The 15,809-nt window shown below is 68.4% G+C and carries 16 protein-coding genes; 11 read left to right on the forward strand and 5 right to left on the reverse strand.

Annotated elements, in window-relative coordinates; genetic code table 11:
- Window positions 1–30 precede the first annotated feature (30 nt).
- Window positions 31–1,524, reverse strand: coding sequence for a glycerol kinase GlpK (glpK, locus tag UK23_RS43620; RefSeq protein ID WP_045317709.1), 1,494 nt, complete (start codon window positions 1,522–1,524; stop codon window positions 31–33).
- A gap of 25 nt (window positions 1,525–1,549) precedes the next feature.
- The gene (locus UK23_RS43625; RefSeq protein WP_045317710.1) at window positions 1,550–2,314 is read right to left on the reverse strand and encodes an IclR family transcriptional regulator; all 765 of its coding nucleotides are present in this window, start codon (window positions 2,312–2,314) and stop codon (window positions 1,550–1,552) included.
- Between the two features lie 256 nt (window positions 2,315–2,570).
- Here UK23_RS43625 and UK23_RS43630 point away from each other — a divergent pair, with 256 nt between their 5' ends.
- The 6 genes from UK23_RS43630 to UK23_RS43650 all read left to right on the forward strand — a co-directional run bounded on the left by UK23_RS43630 (window position 2,571) and on the right by UK23_RS43650 (window position 8,782).
- The gene (locus UK23_RS43630; RefSeq protein WP_045317711.1) at window positions 2,571–3,326 is read left to right on the forward strand and encodes an MIP/aquaporin family protein; all 756 of its coding nucleotides are present in this window, start codon (window positions 2,571–2,573) and stop codon (window positions 3,324–3,326) included.
- A 23-nt stretch (window positions 3,327–3,349) separates the two neighbouring features.
- Complete coding sequence (glpK, locus tag UK23_RS43635) at window positions 3,350–4,867, forward strand: glycerol kinase GlpK (RefSeq protein ID WP_045317712.1); 1,518 nt, start codon at window positions 3,350–3,352, stop codon at window positions 4,865–4,867.
- A 24-nt stretch (window positions 4,868–4,891) separates the two neighbouring features.
- Entirely contained in the window at window positions 4,892–6,496 is a 1,605-nt protein-coding gene (gene glpD, locus UK23_RS43640; RefSeq protein WP_045317713.1) for a glycerol-3-phosphate dehydrogenase, read from the forward strand.
- 1 nt (window position 6,497) lies between these two features.
- Complete coding sequence (locus UK23_RS43645; RefSeq protein WP_045317714.1) at window positions 6,498–6,800, forward strand: hypothetical protein; 303 nt, start codon at window positions 6,498–6,500, stop codon at window positions 6,798–6,800.
- Between the two features lie 103 nt (window positions 6,801–6,903).
- On the forward strand, window positions 6,904–7,836 hold the full coding sequence (locus UK23_RS49465) for a glycoside hydrolase family 6 protein (RefSeq protein WP_052685571.1): 933 nt from the start codon (window positions 6,904–6,906) through the stop codon (window positions 7,834–7,836).
- A gap of 52 nt (window positions 7,837–7,888) precedes the next feature.
- Window positions 7,889–8,782, forward strand: coding sequence for a hypothetical protein (locus tag UK23_RS43650; RefSeq protein ID WP_052685572.1), 894 nt, complete (start codon window positions 7,889–7,891; stop codon window positions 8,780–8,782).
- Here UK23_RS43650 and UK23_RS43655 read toward each other — a convergent pair.
- Entirely contained in the window at window positions 8,779–9,180 is a 402-nt protein-coding gene (locus tag UK23_RS43655) for an SsgA family sporulation/cell division regulator (protein ID WP_045317716.1), read from the reverse strand. The two genes, UK23_RS43650 and UK23_RS43655, sit on opposite strands and share 4 nt — an antisense overlap.
- Before the next feature lie 99 nt (window positions 9,181–9,279).
- Window positions 9,280–10,236, reverse strand: coding sequence for a pirin family protein (locus UK23_RS43660; RefSeq protein WP_045317717.1), 957 nt, complete (start codon window positions 10,234–10,236; stop codon window positions 9,280–9,282).
- 101 nt (window positions 10,237–10,337) lie between these two features.
- On the opposite strand from UK23_RS43660, the gene UK23_RS43665 reads away from it, so the two are divergent.
- The 5 genes from UK23_RS43665 to UK23_RS43685 are packed head-to-tail and all read left to right on the forward strand — an operon-like array spanning window position 10,338 to window position 14,191.
- Window positions 10,338–10,670, forward strand: coding sequence for a hypothetical protein (locus UK23_RS43665; protein WP_045317718.1), 333 nt, complete (start codon window positions 10,338–10,340; stop codon window positions 10,668–10,670).
- A 23-nt stretch (window positions 10,671–10,693) separates the two neighbouring features.
- Window positions 10,694–12,025 carry a ferric reductase-like transmembrane domain-containing protein gene (locus tag UK23_RS43670; RefSeq protein ID WP_231114954.1) on the forward strand — a complete coding sequence of 444 codons (1,332 nt, stop codon included), beginning with the start codon at window positions 10,694–10,696 and terminating at the stop codon, window positions 12,023–12,025.
- Window positions 12,022–12,417, forward strand: a complete 396-nt coding sequence (locus tag UK23_RS43675) for an FMN-binding protein (protein ID WP_045317720.1) — start codon at window positions 12,022–12,024, stop codon at window positions 12,415–12,417. The genes UK23_RS43670 and UK23_RS43675 overlap by 4 nt, the downstream gene beginning before the upstream one ends.
- Before the next feature lie 46 nt (window positions 12,418–12,463).
- Entirely contained in the window at window positions 12,464–13,351 is an 888-nt protein-coding gene (gene zapE / locus UK23_RS43680) for a cell division protein ZapE (protein WP_052685573.1), read from the forward strand.
- A 60-nt stretch (window positions 13,352–13,411) separates the two neighbouring features.
- Window positions 13,412–14,191: an ion transporter gene (locus tag UK23_RS43685; RefSeq protein ID WP_045317721.1), complete on the forward strand. Its 780-nt coding sequence runs from the start codon at window positions 13,412–13,414 to the stop codon at window positions 14,189–14,191.
- 60 nt (window positions 14,192–14,251) lie between these two features.
- On the opposite strand, the gene UK23_RS43690 is transcribed toward UK23_RS43685, so the two are convergent.
- On the reverse strand, window positions 14,252–15,802 hold the full coding sequence (locus tag UK23_RS43690; protein WP_231114955.1) for a right-handed parallel beta-helix repeat-containing protein: 1,551 nt from the start codon (window positions 15,800–15,802) through the stop codon (window positions 14,252–14,254).
- Window positions 15,803–15,809 lie beyond the last annotated feature (7 nt).

The following is a 15,809-nucleotide window of genomic DNA, read 5'->3' on the forward strand; positions in this document are numbered from 1 at the left end:
AGTTGGTGGTACTTGCAGACGCCAGAAGACCTATGTGGACGGAGTGGAGCGGGCCCAGGCGAACGTGAGTTCTACGGCGCGCTTCCAGTTCGCGTACTCGTCCTCGCGGTGCTGGGGGTCCATCACCGGGTTCCACCGCGCGGCCAGATGCCAGTTGCGGCGCAGCCCCTCCAGGTCCGGCCAATATCCGGCGGCGAGCCCGGCGGCGTAGGCGGCACCCAGTGACACGGTCTCGGCAACGAGCGGCCGCATCACCGGGATGTCCAGCACATCCGCGATGAACTGCATCAACAGGTGGTCGGCGGTCATCCCGCCGTCCACCTTCAAAACAGGCGTGGGCGCCCCGAGGTCGGCGTTCATCGCGTCGACGACCTCCCGCGTCTGCCAGCCGGTCGCCTCCAGCACCGCCCGCGCCAGGTGCCCCTTGTTGATGTACGAGGTCAGCCCCACGACGAGCCCGCGTGCCTGCGCGAGCCAGTGCGGCGCGAACAGCCCGGAGAACGCTGGCACGATGTAGCAGCCGCCGTTGTTCTCCACCGTGCGCGCCAGCGTCTCGATCTCCGGCGCGGAGTGGATCAGCCCGAGGTTGTCGCGGAACCACTGCACCAGGGACCCGGCCACGGCGATCGAGCCTTCCAGCGCGTACGTGGGTTCCGCGCCGATCTGGTAGCCGATCGTCGTCAGCAACCCGTGCTTCGACCGCACCAGCTCGTTGCCGGTGTTCATCAGCAGGAAGCCGCCGGTGCCGTACGTGCCCTTGATCGACCCCTTCTCGAAGCACGTCTGCCCGAACAACGCCGCGTGCTGGTCGCCCAAAGCCGCGGTGATCGAGATGCCCGGCACCACGCGCGTGGTCGTGCCGCTGATCTCCGAAGAGGGCCGGATCTCCGGCAGCATCGCCGCGGGCACCCCGAAGAAGTCCAGCAGCATCGGATCCCATTGCCGCGTCGAGAGGTTCATCAGCATGGTCCGCGACGCGTTGGTGACGTCCGTGACGTGCAGGCCGCCGTTGACACCGCCGGTGAGGTTCCAGATCAGCCAGGTGTCCATCGTGCCGAACAGCACGTCGCCACGCTCCGCGCGAGCGCGCAACCCGGCCACGTTGTCGAGCATCCACCGCAACGACGGTGCCGAGAAGTAGGTCGCCAACGGCAGGCCGCAGCGTTCGCGGACCTCCTCGATGCCGGGCTGTTTCTCAAGCTGGGCAACGAGCTCCTCGGTCCGGATGTCCTCCCAGACAATTGCCCGCCCGACCGGAACGCCGGTGTGCCGGTCCCACAGCACGAACGTCTCGCGCTGGTTCGTGATGCCCATGGCGACGACCTGCTCGGCCGTGATCCCGGCCTGCCGCAACGCCTGCGGCATGATCCGGTCGACGTTGCGCCAGATCTCCACGGCGTCCTGCTCGACCCAGCCGGGCCGCGGGTGGTACTGCCGGTGTTCGCGCTGCGCGACCGCGACCAGCCGGGCGTTCTGGTCGAACACGATGCAGCGCGTCGACGTCGTCCCCTGGTCGATCGCCATCACAAACCGTTGCACGGCGCGCCTTTCAGTTCTCGTCGACCAGGGACGTGGTTACGGACTCAGCAGCTTGGGAGACCTGGCGGACCAGCGTCGCGCGCGGCCGTCCGGCGGAGTCGCACAGCCGGTCGACCGGGCCGGAGATGCCGATCGCGCCGACGACCAGGCCACCGGGAATCCGGATGGGCGCGGCGATGCTCGCCTCACCCGGCATGTACTCCTCGGCCTCACCCGCCCAGCCCTGCGCGCGCACCTCGGTCAGCACCCGTTCCAGCGCCTGGGTGCGCGTGATCGTCCTGCGCGTCAACGACGTCAGCTCCCGCCGGCGTGCGGCCGCCGACAGGTCCGGGTCGTAGGCGAGCAGCACTTTGCCCAGTGCCGTCGCGTGCAAGGGAAGCATCGCACCGATGCCGAGCGTCTGCACGGAGTCATCCGGCCGGAAAACGTGGTGCACGACGAGCACGGCGCCGTCGTGGTGCATGCCGATCCGCACCTCCTGGCCGGACCGCGCGGCCAGCGTGTCGGCCCAGTTGATCGATCGGGAACGCAGCTCGTTCGCGTCCAGGTAGGACGTGCCCAGGTGCAGCAGGGCCGCACCGAGCCGGTAGCGGCCCGTCGCCTGGTCCTGTTCGACGAACTCGACCCGTTGCAGGGTGCGGAGAATCCCGTGCGCGGTGCCGCGGGCGAGACCGAGCGAGTCGGCTATCTCCGTGAGACCGTGATGGCCGGAGCCACGCGCGAGCAGCCGCAGCACGGCTGCGGCGCGTTCTATCGACTGGATGGGTCCCGGCACGGCGGCAAACGTAATTGAGACGACCCGTGTCGGCAATGTCGAACAGCTCCGCGTGCGGCGTGACCTGGAGCGTCGTCGCAAAACCCCTGGAAAACCGGGGTTTTAGCGCAGAGTGACCGATTGGTCACACCTTGGCCGGCCCTGGCTGTCGACATTGTCGAAACGTGCCCGTTGAGCAGGCGTGACGTGGGTCATTACGTTCCCGGCAATCATCACCGCCGGGTGATCAGCCGTTCAAAGATGAATGGAGGCCAGCGTGGGTCTCGGGTCAGTGTTCCTCAGCGAGGTGCTCGGTACGGGCGTCCTGCTGTTGCTGGGTGCGGGTGTGGTGGCCAACGTGCTGCTCGCCAAGTCGAAGGGATTCGACGGCGGCTGGCTGTTGATCAACTTCGGCTGGGGCCTCGGTGTCTTCGCCGGTGTGTACGTCGCCTACAAGTCGGGTGCGCACCTCAACCCGGCGGTCACCGTCGGCATTCTGACCAGCGGTGCGGCCGAGTACGCCCCTGGTGTTCCCGTCGGCTTCGGCTCGACGGTCGTGTACTTCGCCGGTGAGCTGATCGGTGCGTTCCTCGGTGCCGTGCTGGCGTGGCTCGCGTACAAGCCGCACTTCGACGAGACGCCCGACGAGGGCCTCAAGCTCGCGGTGTTCTCCACCGGTCCGGCGATCCGCAGCTACACCTGGAACCTGGTGTGCGAGGTCATCGGCACGTTCGTCCTGGTCTTCGTGATCCTCGCGTTCGGCAAGACCCCGACCCAGATCGGCCCGCTGGCCGCCGCCCTGCTGGTCGTCGGTATCGGTGCGTCGCTCGGTGGCCCCACCGGCTACGCGATCAACCCGGCTCGCGACCTCGGCCCGCGCATCGCGCACGCCCTGCTGCCGCTCTCCTACAAGGGCACCGACGGTGAGGCCATCGGCAAGAAGGACTCCGACTGGGGTTACTCCTGGGTGCCGGTGGTGGGCCCGATCGTCGGCGGTGCCATCGCCGGTGTCGTCGCCTCGCTCGTGTTCTGACCATCCTGAAAGGACAAACTTCGATGACGCAGTACGTTCTCGCCGTCGACCAGGGCACGACCAGCACCAGGGCGATCATCTTCGACCACAGCGGCTCCATCGTCGCCGTGGGCCAGAAGGAGCACGAGCAGATCTTCCCGCGGGCCGGCTGGGTCGAGCACAACCCGGTGGAGATCTCCGAGAACACCCGGTTCGTGATCGGCCAGGCGCTCGCCGCCGCCGACCTGAACACCGGTGACCTCGCCGCCGTCGGCATCACCAACCAGCGCGAGACCGCGGTGGTGTGGGACAAGAACACCGGCGAGCCCGTCTACAACGCGATCGTCTGGCAGGACACCCGCACGCAGGCCATCGTCGAGGAGCTCGGTGCTCTCGGCGGCGGTGCGGAGCGCTACAAGGCGAAGGTCGGCCTGCCGCTGGCGACCTACTTCTCCGGCCCCAAGATCCGCTGGATCCTGGACAACGTCGAGGGCGCCCGTGAGCGTGCCGAGGCGGGCGACCTCCTGTTCGGCAACACCGACACGTGGACGCTGTGGAACCTCACCGGCGGCCCCAACGGCGGTGTGCACGCCACTGACGTCACCAACGCGTCGCGGACCATGCTGATGGACCTCGACACGCTGCAGTGGGACACCGAGATCGCCGGCGAGATGGGCATTCCGGTGTCCATGCTGCCGGAGATCCGTTCCTCCTCGGAGGTCTACGGCAACGGCGGCCCCGGCGGAGTGCTGAAGGGTGTGCCGATCGCGGGCATCCTCGGCGACCAGCAGGCGGCGACGTTCGGCCAGGCCTGCTACGAGCCCGGCACCGCCAAGAACACCTACGGCACCGGCAACTTCATGCTCCTGAACACGGGCACGGAGAAGGTCGCGTCGAAGAACGGCCTGCTGACGACGGTCTGCTACAAGATCGGCGACGAGGCTCCGGTCTACGCGCTCGAGGGTTCGATCGCGGTCACCGGCTCGCTGGTGCAGTGGCTGCGCGACAACCTCGGCATCATCTCGTCGGCGCCGGAGATCGAGACGCTGGCCAGGTCGGTCGAGGACAACGGTGGCGCGTACTTCGTGCCCGCGTTCTCCGGTCTGTTCGCGCCTTACTGGCGTGCCGACGCTCGTGGTGCGGTCGTCGGCCTCACGCGGTTCGTGAACAAGGGCCACCTGGCGCGTGCCGTGCTGGAGGCGACGGCGTTCCAGACCCGCGAGGTCCTGGACGCGATGAACGCCGACTCCGGTGTGCCGCTGACCGAGCTGAAGGTCGACGGCGGCATGGTCCAGAACGAGCTGCTGATGCAGTTCCAGGCTGACGTTCTGGACGTGCCGGTGGTGCGTCCGGTCGTCGCCGAGACGACCGCTCTCGGTGCCGCGTACGCCGCTGGTCTCGCTGTCGGCTACTGGTCGTCGCTCGACGAGCTGCGCGCCAACTGGGCCGAGGACAAGCGCTGGACGCCCGAGCTGGACGCCGACGAGCGCGAGCGCGAGTACCGCAACTGGAAGAAGGCAGTCACCAAGTCGTTCGACTGGGTCGACTCCGACGTCCGCTGAAGGTTTCTTCCTTAGGAGCTGAAGTTGTTCGCAAGGCTGGATCCGGCTCGGCGTGCTGACGCGGTCGAATCGTTGGGCTCGACGGAGTTCGACGTGCTCGTGGTCGGAGGTGGTGTGGTCGGCGCGGGCGCTGCTCTTGACGCCGCGTCGAGAGGCCTCTCCGTCGCGCTGGTCGAAGCACACGACTGGGCGGCGGGCACGTCGAGCCGGTCCAGCAAGCTCGTCCACGGCGGGCTGCGGTACCTGGAGCAGCTGGAGTTCAAGCTGGTCCGGGAAGCTCTGAAGGAACGCGGCCTGCTGCTGCGCCGGCTCGCACCGCACCTGGTGCGGCCGGTGCCGTTCCTCTTCCCGCTGGAGAAGCAGTGGGAGCGCGCTTACGTCGGCGCCGGTGTGCTGCTGTACGACACGATGGGTGGCGCGGGTGCGGTGCCGATGCACCGGCACCTGTCCCGTTCCCGGATGGCTCAGGTCGGGCCCTCGCTCGACGTGTCGAAGTTCGCCGGTGCGATTCGGTACTACGACGCGCAGATGGACGACGCGCGCCTGGTGCTGACCCTCGTTCGCACCGCTGCCCAGCACGGCGCCACGGTGTTGTCGCGAGCGCGGGTGACGTCCTTGACGCGGTCTGGCGGCCGGGTTTCCGGTGCTGTCGTCGAGGTTGACGGTCGGTCTGTCTCGGTGCGCGCTCGCCGGGTGATCAGCGCGACCGGTGTGTGGACCGACTCGCTGAACTCGCTTTCGCCTGGCACGCCGCCGTTCCACGTGCGCATGTCCAAGGGCGTGCACATCCTGGTGGACCGCTCGAAGATCCAGCTCGACGGCGGGTTGATCACGAAGACCGAGAAGTCGGTGCTGTTCGTGATCCCGTGGGGTGCCTACTGGATCATCGGCACCACCGACACCCCTTATGACGGCGATCCTGCTGCCGTTGCGGCTACTTCGGACGACGTCTCCTACATCCTCGACCACGTCAACGCCGTGCTGCGGTCGCCGCTGTCCGTCGACGATGTCGTTGGTACTTATGCGGGTCTGCGCCCGTTGCTGGACGGCGCGTCCGGCGACACCGCCAAGCTGTCGCGCGAACACGCTGTGGCGCAACCGGAACCGGGCTTCTTCGTGATCGCCGGCGGCAAGTACACGACCTACCGCGTGATGGCCGCGGACGTCGTGAACTCGGCCGTTGCCGGTCTGGGCCGGGCTGTTGCGCCTTCGCTGACCGCTCGCCTGCCGTTGTGCGGCGCGGTCGGCTACCAAGAGCTGTGGGCGGACCGGACTCGAGTCGCCGCCGAGTCCGGCCTGCCCACGTCCACAGTGGAGCGTCTGCTGCGGCGCTACGGCTCGGCTGTGTCGGACGTGCTGGCCCTGATCGCGCAGGATCCGTCGCTGGCCACTGAAGTCGCAGGCCATCTGGCGGCGGAGTTCGTCTACGCGGTCACGCACGAGGGCGCTTTGGACCTCGAGGACGTGCTGGCCCGCCGGACCCGCATCTCCATGGAGCACCTGGACTTCGGCGCGTCCGTGGCTGAGCGGGTGGGGGAGTTGATCGCCGATCCGCTCGGTTGGTCCTCATCCGAGCGCGACCAGGCTGTCAAGGCGTACCGGGCGAGCACGGAGTTGGCGGCGAGATGAGATGGACAGCGCGGAGCTGATCGAGAGGCTGCGGCGGGAAGGCGGCTTTCGCCTGCTCCCGCTGCTGGGGAACACCGGGCAGGTCGCAGGGGTGCACCTGACCCGGTTCCTCCCCGGCGGGCACCTCGACGTGATCCAGGCGTGGGACGAACGCTGGGCTGCCTACGCTCGCCTGCCCGACGCCTTGGACGCGCAGACGCCGTTCCTCGGCCCGGTGGGTGGAACGATCCGCAGCGGCCCGTTCGCGCGGATCGTCGCACCGCTGCTGCCACTGCAGTCCGGAATTGTCGGTGCCGCTGAGTAGGTTGGGATGCGAGGGGATCCCAGCTCGGGGGTACCCCTGCGCCAGCCTGCCGATTCAACCGCGGCTAACCGCGCCTTAAGCGCCCCGCGCGAGTGTGCTGGGCATGATGAGAGCACTCGCGCTGGCCCTGCTGGCCGTCGTGGCCGCCGCCCCGGCCGCCCACGCCGCCAGCCCCATCAGCCTGACCGACGGCTTCTACGTCGACCCCGACTCCAACCCCGCGGTGTGGGTGCGCGACCACGCGAACGACGGCCGTCAGCCCGCGATCAAGGCGAACATCTCGACCAAGCCGATCGCCCGCTGGTTCGGCGCCTGGAGCGGCGACATCAAGTCCGCGACCAGCGCGTACGTCGGCAGGACCGGCTCCAAGCTGCCCGTCCTGGTCGCCTACAACATCCCAGGCCGGGACGCGTGCGGCGGCCACTCCGGCGGCGGCGCGGGCACGCCGGAGGCCTACCGGGCGTGGATCGCCAAGTTCGCCGAGGGCATCGGCACTCGTCCCGCGGTCGTGGTGATCGAACCGGACTCGCTGGCCGACTTCAACTGCATGGACAACGCCAAGATCGCCGAGCGCACGGCGATGATCAAGTATGCGACCGAGCAGCTCAAGGCCAAGGCGCCCAACACGTGGGCCTACCTCGACGCGGGCAACGCGCAGTGGGTCCCGGCGCAGACCATGGCGACGAGGCTCGACGCGGCCGGCGTGCGCAACGTCCGCGGGTTCTCGATCAACGTCTCGAACTACCACACCACGGCCGCCTCGACGACGTACGGCAACAACGTCAGCGGCAACCTGCCCGGCTACACCAAGCCGTACGTGATCGACACCAGCCGCAACGGCAACGGGCACAACGGCGAGTGGTGCAACCCCGGCGGCCGCAAGCTCGGCACCACGGCCCGCACCGGTGGTGGCGCGGAGATGCTGCTGTGGGTCAAGGTGCCCGGCGACTCGGACGGCAAGTGCGGCAAGGCGCCGGGCGTCGAGGCGGGCAAGTTCGACCCGCAGCTGGCCTACGACCTCATTTACGGCTACTGACCGGCTCGCTATGTTGGGGAGCAGGCCGCCGCCTGACGAAGGGACATTCGTGATGAGGCGGCCCCTGCTCCCCGCTCTCCTCGCCGTCGTGCTCGCACTCTGTGCGTTCAGCGCTCCGGCCACCGCGCAACAGGCGTCTCGTTCGGCGATCTACGGCGGCGGCCCGTTCTACGCCGACGGCCAGGCCGTGATGAACACCCTGCGCGCCTCCGGGTTCACCACCGTGATCCTCTGGAGCTTCCACGTCCACGCCAACGGCGACCTCGTCTACAACGACATCCCGGTCGTGCAGAACGGCCGCTACGTCGGCGATCCCGGCTGGCCCGCGCGGCTGCGGACGTTGAAGCAGGCACCTACGTCGGTCAACCGGATCGAGGTGTCGATCGGGGCCTGGTCGGTGCCGGACTGGGAGAACATCTCGAAGCTGATCAGCTCGCAGGGCACCGGCTCGTCGAGCATCCTCTACCGCAACTTCCAGGCCCTGAAGAACGCCACCGGCGCCGACGCGATCAACAACGACGACGAGTCGTTCTACCAGGTGGGGCCGACGGCGGCGTTCGCGCGGATGGCCGTTGGGCTGGGGTACTCGAAGTTCACGCTGGCGCCGTACACGAACCAGTCGTTCTGGGCGAGCCTCAAGAACAACCTCGGCGGCTCGATCGTCGACCGCGTCTACCTGCAGGGGTACGCGGGAGGGTCCGGCAACAACCCGGCCACGTGGAACTCCGCGCTCGGCATGAAGGTGGATCCCGGTCTGTGGAGCAAGAACGGGTCGGGGTGCTCTGCGGGTGACTCGCCCGCGACCGTGCAGAGCAAGATGCGGTCGTGGCGCAACTCCGCCGGAATCGTCGGCGGCTTCATGTGGCTCTACGACGACATGAAGAAGTGCTCGGCCCAGGGGACCGCGCAGCAGTACGCGACCGCGATCCGCAACGGTGTGAGTTAGTCGAGCAGCTTGCGCAGTTCGGCCTCGAAGTCGAAGTGGTCGTTCTCGTGACCGGGGGCGACCACGTCGTAAGTGGAGTTCAGGAACTCCTGCAGCTCGGAGGAGCGCACGTGGAAGACCGCGTGCGACACGTCCGACGACAGCTCGAGCACGGCGGTCGTCGAGTTGTACGGCTTGAGGCGCACGTCGCCGGCGCCGGCCTTGGTGATGAGACCGTCGGCGAGCAGGTCGCGGCTGACCAGCCACACCGTCTCCTGGCGTCCCATGCGGAACGTCATGGTCACGGCGTGCGGGTCGTCGGCGCGGTAACCGAGCTCGACCTCGACGGGCATGGGGCGCCCGGACGGGGCGATGAAGGCGAAGACGGACTCGGCGCCCACTCGTGTCACGTTCGTCATGCCCCCTTAGACGCGTGGCAACCTCCGTGGATGCCTCGCTCAGGAAAAGCGATCAGAACGTGATTTTCAATGGTCCCGAAGTATGACTTTTGACAACAGTCACACCGGGTTGCCGCGCGGACGCAGACGGCCACCGGGAAGCGGCGGTGCGGGCAGGCGGGCGCCGTCGTAGCCCTCGACGCTGCCGAACCTGTCGGTCTCGGCCTGCCAGTCGTCTCGATACGCGACGATCTCGTCGTGGGTGCGGCCGACGAAGTTCCACCACATCACGATCTGTTCGCCGAACGGCTCGCCGCCGAGCAGCACAACCCTTGCGCCGTCTCGGGAAGACAAGGTCAGGGTGCTGCGGCCGGTGCCCGCGCAGCCCAGCGCGCCGGGCGTGAGAGCGGTCTCCTGGAACGTCACGTCGCCGGTGTCGAGCAGGACGCCGTGCTCGAACTCCGGCCGCACATCGAGCGAGATCGTTGCCCCCGCGGGCAGGACGATCTCCGCGCCGAGCAGCGGTGTGAACGTGGTCACAGGAGAGGTCGATCCGGCCAGTTCACCGAGGAACACCCGTATCGAGACGCGGTCGAGAAGAACGGTCGGTGGGGCGTAGTGCTGGAAGTCGCGCGGGGCGTCGCGGTGGGCGTCGGGCAGCGCGAGCCAGAGCTGCACGCCGTGGAGGACGGACGTGGCGGCGGTCGACACCTCGGAGTGGGCGATGCCGCGGCCGCCGGTCATCAGGTTGAGCTCGCCGGGGCGCACGAACGCGTGCACGCCGTGGCTGTCGCGGTGCTCGATCTCGCCGGTGAACAGCCAGCTGACCGTCTGCAGGCCCGTGTGCGGGTGCGGGGCCACGTCCATGCGGACCTCATCGGGGCCGTAGTGGTCGCAGAAGCACCACGCGCCGATGAACGAACGCTGCTTCTGCGGCAACGTGCGGCGCACCGACATCGCGCGCGGGCCACCCAGCGGCACGTCCCGTGGCTCCAGGACCTCGACGGATCCCAGCAGAGACTCACGCTGTGACGAGGTGCAGGTGACTTCCGCGGGGTCGGCCTCGACATTGCTCACGCCGCTGATCGTAAGCGGTTCAGGTAGCTCACAGCTGGCTCTGCTGTTGCGTTCAGGCTCGCTGCTGAGGATGGGACGGTCGAGAGCGAAGGAGCCGCCTGATGGAACCCGACCCGAAGACCCCCAGCGGATCCCGGTGGGAGCCGGGCACGACGACCACTGCTGAGCCACCACCGGCCCCGCCGGTCCAGCACGTCAAGCCCGCGCGACGGCTCACCGGGCCGATCATCGCCGGGGCGCTCGGCCTCGCGGTGCTCACCGGGGCCGGTGGGTTCGCCCTCGGCTACGCGGTGAGCGACAACGGCGCGAACCAGGTGCGTCAGGACGACCAGCGGCCCGGCCGGTTCCCCGGCGGCAGGCAGGGCAGGGGAGACGGCAGGTTCGGGACACCGCCGGGTGAGCAGGACGGGCAGTCGAACGGTCAGGGGACATAGGGGTGACCGCGACGTTGCCGGGCGTGCGAAGACGTCCGCTCGACGCGGGCGCACGGGGCGTGGCGACCGCACTGCTGTGGGCCGGGCTGCTGCTCGTCACGTACTGGTGGGCGGCCGGCGGCGGGATCACCGACCTCGGCGTGTGGGAGACCGGCCTGACCTCGCTCGGCAGGCTCACCGGCCTGCTCGGCTCGGACCTGCTGCTCGTGCAGGTGCTGCTGATGGCACGGCTGCCGCTGCTGGAACGGGCGTTCGGCCAGGACCGGCTGGTCGCGGTGCATCGCAAAGCCGGCTTCACGTCGTTCAACCTCGTCCTGGCCCACCTGGTGTTGATCACCTGGGGCTACGCGGCCGGTGACCTGACGCAGACGCCGGGGGAGTTCTGGGACCTCGTCACGGACTACCCGGCGATGCTTCTCGCGCTGGCCGGCACCGCGTGCCTGATCCTCACCGTCGTCACGAGCATCAGAGCGGCGCGCGCGAAGCTGCGATACGAGTCGTGGCACCTGTTGCACCTCTACGGCTACCTCGGGGTCGGGCTCGCGTTGCCGCATCAGCTGTGGACGGGCCAGGAGTTCCTCACCTCGACCGCCGCGACCGTCTACTGGTGGAGCCTCTGGGCGAGCGCCGCGACAGCGATCCTGGTGTGGCGGGTCGGAGTGCCGTTGTGGCGCAACGCCAGGCATCGGCTGCGGGTGACCTCGGTGGTGCCGGAGGATCACGACGTCGTCTCGGTCTACCTGGCCGGGCGCGAGCTGGACCGGCTGCCGGTGCGGGCCGGGCAGTTCCTCGGCTGGAGGTTCCTGAACCGCAGCGGTTGGACGCGCGGCAACCCGTACTCGCTGTCCGCCGCGCCCGACGGCCGCAGCCTCCGCATCACCGTGCGGGCGAACCTGAACGGGGTGGCTCCCGGCACGCCGGTGCTGTTCGAGGGACCCTTCGGCAGGCTGACCGAACGGGTGCGCACCCGGCGCGGAGTGGCGTTGATCGGGGCCGGCGTCGGGATGGCGCCGTTGCGCGCGTTGGCGGAGGAGCTCGACTACGAGCCAGGTGAAGCCGTGCTGCTGCACCGTTTCCGGGACCGTCCGCTGTTCGCGCGCGAATTGGACGTGCTGGCCCGCGAACGCGGTCTGCGCGTTGTCGAGCTGCCCGGCCACCGCCGGTCGCCGAAGTCGTGGCTGGGCGACTGGGCGCCGATCGACGACGTGACCGCGCTGCGGCAGCTGGTGCCGGACATCGCCGGCCGCGATGTCTACGTCTGCGGGCCCGCGCCCTGGTCGGAGGCGGTGCGTTGGGCCTCCATCGCCGCCGGTGTACCTGAGGAGCGGGTTCACGTCGAGGAGTTCAGCTGGTGAAGCGAATCCTGATCTGGCTCATCGGCACCGCCACCGGACTGGTGCTGCTGTTCGGCTACCGCACCTCGATGTCCGGTCCGATGACCACGACGACAACCCAGCCAGTCGCGTCGGCCGCGGGCACGGTGACCGGACCTGCCGTGGACACCCGCTGGGGTCCGGTGCAGGTCGCGATCACGGTCGACGGTGGCAAGATCACCGCGGTCACCGTGCCGCAGTACCCGGACGGCAACCGCAAGGACGAGCAGATCAACGCGCGCGCGTTGCCGATCCTTGTGCAGGAGACCCTCGACGCGCAGAGTGCGGACATCGACACCGTGAGCGGCGCGACCGTGACCAGTGAGGGATATCTCGAATCCCTGCAGGCCGCACTGGACCAGGCAGGCCGGTGATCTTTGTAGGCTGCCGTCGGGGGTAACGGTGGATCTTCGTGCACACGTGGTGAAAAGCGGATACGAGCTCGATGAGGCGCAGCTGCGAGCCATGGGGCAGCTCCAGCAGCTGGGGGAGCGGCGCCGGGGCGTCTACCTGCACGGGCCGGTCGGGCGTGGCAAGAGCTTCCTCGCGGACGCGTTCTTCGAGGTGCTGCCGGCCAAACGCAAGCGGCGCGTGCACTTCCACGCGTTCTTCCAGGAGCTGCACGCACGCATCTCGGCCAGGCTGCACGAACGCGGTGCGGTGAAGAAGGCCGTCGACGAGCTGATCGGGCGTTGTGACGTGCTCGCGTTCGACGAGTTCCACCTGCACGACATCGGCGACGCGATGCTGATGACGAGGCTGCTGGAGGCGTTGCGGGCGAGCAGGACCATGGTGGTCGCGACGTCCAACTACCCGCCGGACGGGCTGCTGCCGAACCCGCTGTACCACGACCTGTTCCTGCCGGGCATCGCGCTGGTCAAGGAGCTCATGGACGTCGTCGAACTGACCGGCGGCCCCGACTACCGGTTGCTGCGCGGCCGTCCGAGGTCGCGGTTCGAGACCGGCGGGATCCGCACCGAGGCGCCGCTGCCGGACGACTCCGGCAACCAGGTCTGGTTCGACTTCGGCGACCTGTGCGAGAAACCGACGTCGACACAGGACTACCTGGAATGGTCGAAACGGTTCGACGACTGGGTGATCACCGCCGTGCCGAGACTCGAAACGGTTCACCGCGAGGCGCGGCAGCGGTTCGCGAACGTCGTGGACGTGCTGGTGGACAAGGACATCAGGCTGACCCTGGTGAGTGATCACCCGCTGAAGGAGATCGTCGGCTGCAGTGACGATTCTCGGGCTCTCGACCTCGCGCGCACCGCGAGCCGCCTGGAGCTGATCAACACCACCGGGTGAACAGCTCGGCGCCGAGAAGGCCGATAGAGCCCTTGTCCCCCCGGCAAGGAGTTGTGAGGCATGACGTTGCGCGCCCGCATCGGTGAGGTCGTCGAGAGCACGCGGTTCCAGTGGATGATCATCTGCGTGATCGTCGTCAACGCGATCACGCTGGGAGCCGAGACCTCACCGGCCCTGGTGGAGAAGCACGGCGACCTGCTCGGCACGATCGACCACCTGGCGCTCGCGATCTTCGTCGCGGAGCTCGCCGCCCGGCTGTACGCGTTCGGCTGGCGGTTCTTCCGCGACCCGTGGAACGTCTTCGACTTCGTGATCGTCGCGGTGGCGCTGCTGCCCGCCGCCGGGCCGCTGTCCGTGCTGCGGTCGATGCGGATCCTGCGGGCGCTGCGGCTGGTGGCGATGGTGCCGAGCATGCGCCGCGTGGTGACCGCGCTGGTGAAGTCGGTGCCCGGCCTGATCTCGCTGACCGGCCTGCTGACGCTCCTGCTCTACGTCGGCGGCGTGATCGCGAGCAACCTGTTCGGCGACACCGGCGACCCGCGGTTCGCCGGCCTCGGCCCGACGCTGCTGACCCTGTTCCAGATCACCACCGGCGACGGCTGGTCGGACGTGATGCGCGACCTGATGGTGCACCAGCCGCTCGCGTGGATCTTCTTCCTCTGCTACCTGATGGTCGGCACGTTCACGATGCTCAACCTGTTCATCGCGGTCGTGTGCAGCGCGATGGAGTCGGAAGTGCAGCACGTGCCCGCACCCCGTGCCGCGACGCACGACGACCTGCTGCTGCAGGAGGTCCGCGCACTGCGGGACGAGGTGCGGGCGCTCAAAGCGAGTGTGTAGCCAGGGATCCCGATCGGCGACGCCGCCGTACACCGATCGGGACCCCTGCAACCCCCGTGGTTACGGGGTGACCGGGACGTTCGTCAGGCCCTTCTTCGCACGGGACACCGTGTTCGAGGCGTGGACGACGTTCGGCATGGCCTTGCACTTGGACGTCGAGGACACGTAGACGGCGTACTCGCCGACGTTGCCCAAGTCGGACTTGTTGTTGCGCCACACGTTGCCGCACCCGTTGGCGAACGAGGGCGTCGTGCTCGGGTTGTGGGTCTCGTAGCCGTTCGCGAAGACGCCGGGCGAGGCGAAGGCGCCCGTGTTGTTCTCGATCCGGTAGTTGAAACCCTTCACGTCGATCCACGAGTCGCCGGAGTTCGCGCCGCTGATCCCGGTGCCGTTGAACGTGTTGCCGCTGATGAGGCCGCTCTGCGTGCCTTCCTTGACGTCGATGTGCTCCGCGGAGACGTTCGGGCCGATCCTGTTGCCCAGCACCTGCACGCGGTCCGACCTGTCGACTCCGCCGGAGTTGCCGTGACACTTCCAGTTGGAGTTCGCGGATCCGATGTAGACGCCCTCGCCGTAGTCCTTCGTGACGACGCCGGCGTCGGTGATCGTCGAGTTCTTGATCACGCCGTCCGCGGAGGAGCGCCGGAAGTGCACGCCTTCCTCGTCGGTCCTGCGCACGGTCACGCCGTCGATCGTCACGTGGTGGGAGTTGTCGAGGATGATGCCCTTCTTCGACTCCGCGACGGTGATTCCCTTGATGTTCCAGTACGGCGCGTTGTACAGCCACAGGCCGTAGCCCGAGTCCCAGCCCGCGGTCGGCACCGGGCACGAGGGCGCCTGGCCGGACGGACCGTCGTTGATCAGCACCGCGGACGACGGGCCGGTCAGGGTGATCGGGTTGCTCGACGTGCCGGCCTTCTGCGTGACGAACGAGCCGCGGTAGGTGCCGGCCGCCAACGAAATCGTGTCACCCGGCTTCGCGTTGGCCAGAGCGGTCCGAAGCTGATCGGCGTTGGACACGGGGACCGTGACTTGCGTGGAGAAGTCCGCGGTCCCCGCCCCGCCCGCTCCGGTGGCACCAGCGGTGAAACCAGCCGGAATGTTCTTGAGGAACAGCGACTTCGCCGAGTCCGATTTGGACACGTCGACGCCGTGACCGCCGGTGTAGTCGCGCTGCTCGTTCTTCGCCCAGTCCGCGATGGCCGTGCCGCCGACGTCGAGATGCTTGTACGCGGTGCCGTTCCAGCCGAACTGGTAGATCCGCTGCCTGTCGGGGTAGAACGGCTCGTACGCGCCGCCGGTGGACAGCTGCTTCGTCATGTCGTTGCGGAAGAACACGTTGCGCGGCCCGGAAGCACCCGACCACTTCACGGCCTTCTTGCCCGCGGCCCACCAGATCGGGAACCAGTTCGAGTCGTCGGGTCCGCCGCCGCCTTCCTCGCCGCAGTTCGCGCGACAGTTGCCGGAGCGGTGCCCGTACGAGACCTTGACGCTGTTGTTCTCGAACAGGTTGTTGCGTTCCCAGCCGCCGTGCAGGTTCAGGTCGGAGTCGAAGTCGTTGCCCACCACCACGTTGCCCGACGCGGACCACTGGAAGGTGAAGTGCCGCAGGTTGCGC

The sequence above is a fragment of the Lentzea aerocolonigenes genome (genome assembly GCF_000955955.1).
Classification (GTDB): Bacteria; Actinomycetota; Actinomycetes; order Mycobacteriales; family Pseudonocardiaceae; genus Lentzea; species Lentzea aerocolonigenes_A.

Coding starts and splice junctions, on each gene's coding strand:
- glpK (WP_045317709.1), bottom strand. CDS start 1,524: ATGGCGATCGACCAGGGGACGACGTCGACGCGCTGCATCGTGTTCGAC.
- glpK (WP_045317712.1), top strand. CDS start 3,350: ATGACGCAGTACGTTCTCGCCGTCGACCAGGGCACGACCAGCACCAGG.
- UK23_RS43645 (WP_045317714.1), top strand. CDS start 6,498: ATGGACAGCGCGGAGCTGATCGAGAGGCTGCGGCGGGAAGGCGGCTTT.
- UK23_RS49465 (WP_052685571.1), top strand. CDS start 6,904: ATGATGAGAGCACTCGCGCTGGCCCTGCTGGCCGTCGTGGCCGCCGCC.
- UK23_RS43650 (WP_052685572.1), top strand. CDS start 7,889: ATGAGGCGGCCCCTGCTCCCCGCTCTCCTCGCCGTCGTGCTCGCACTC.
- UK23_RS43655 (WP_045317716.1), bottom strand. CDS start 9,180: ATGACGAACGTGACACGAGTGGGCGCCGAGTCCGTCTTCGCCTTCATC.
- UK23_RS43665 (WP_045317718.1), top strand. CDS start 10,338: ATGGAACCCGACCCGAAGACCCCCAGCGGATCCCGGTGGGAGCCGGGC.
- UK23_RS43685 (WP_045317721.1), top strand. CDS start 13,412: ATGACGTTGCGCGCCCGCATCGGTGAGGTCGTCGAGAGCACGCGGTTC.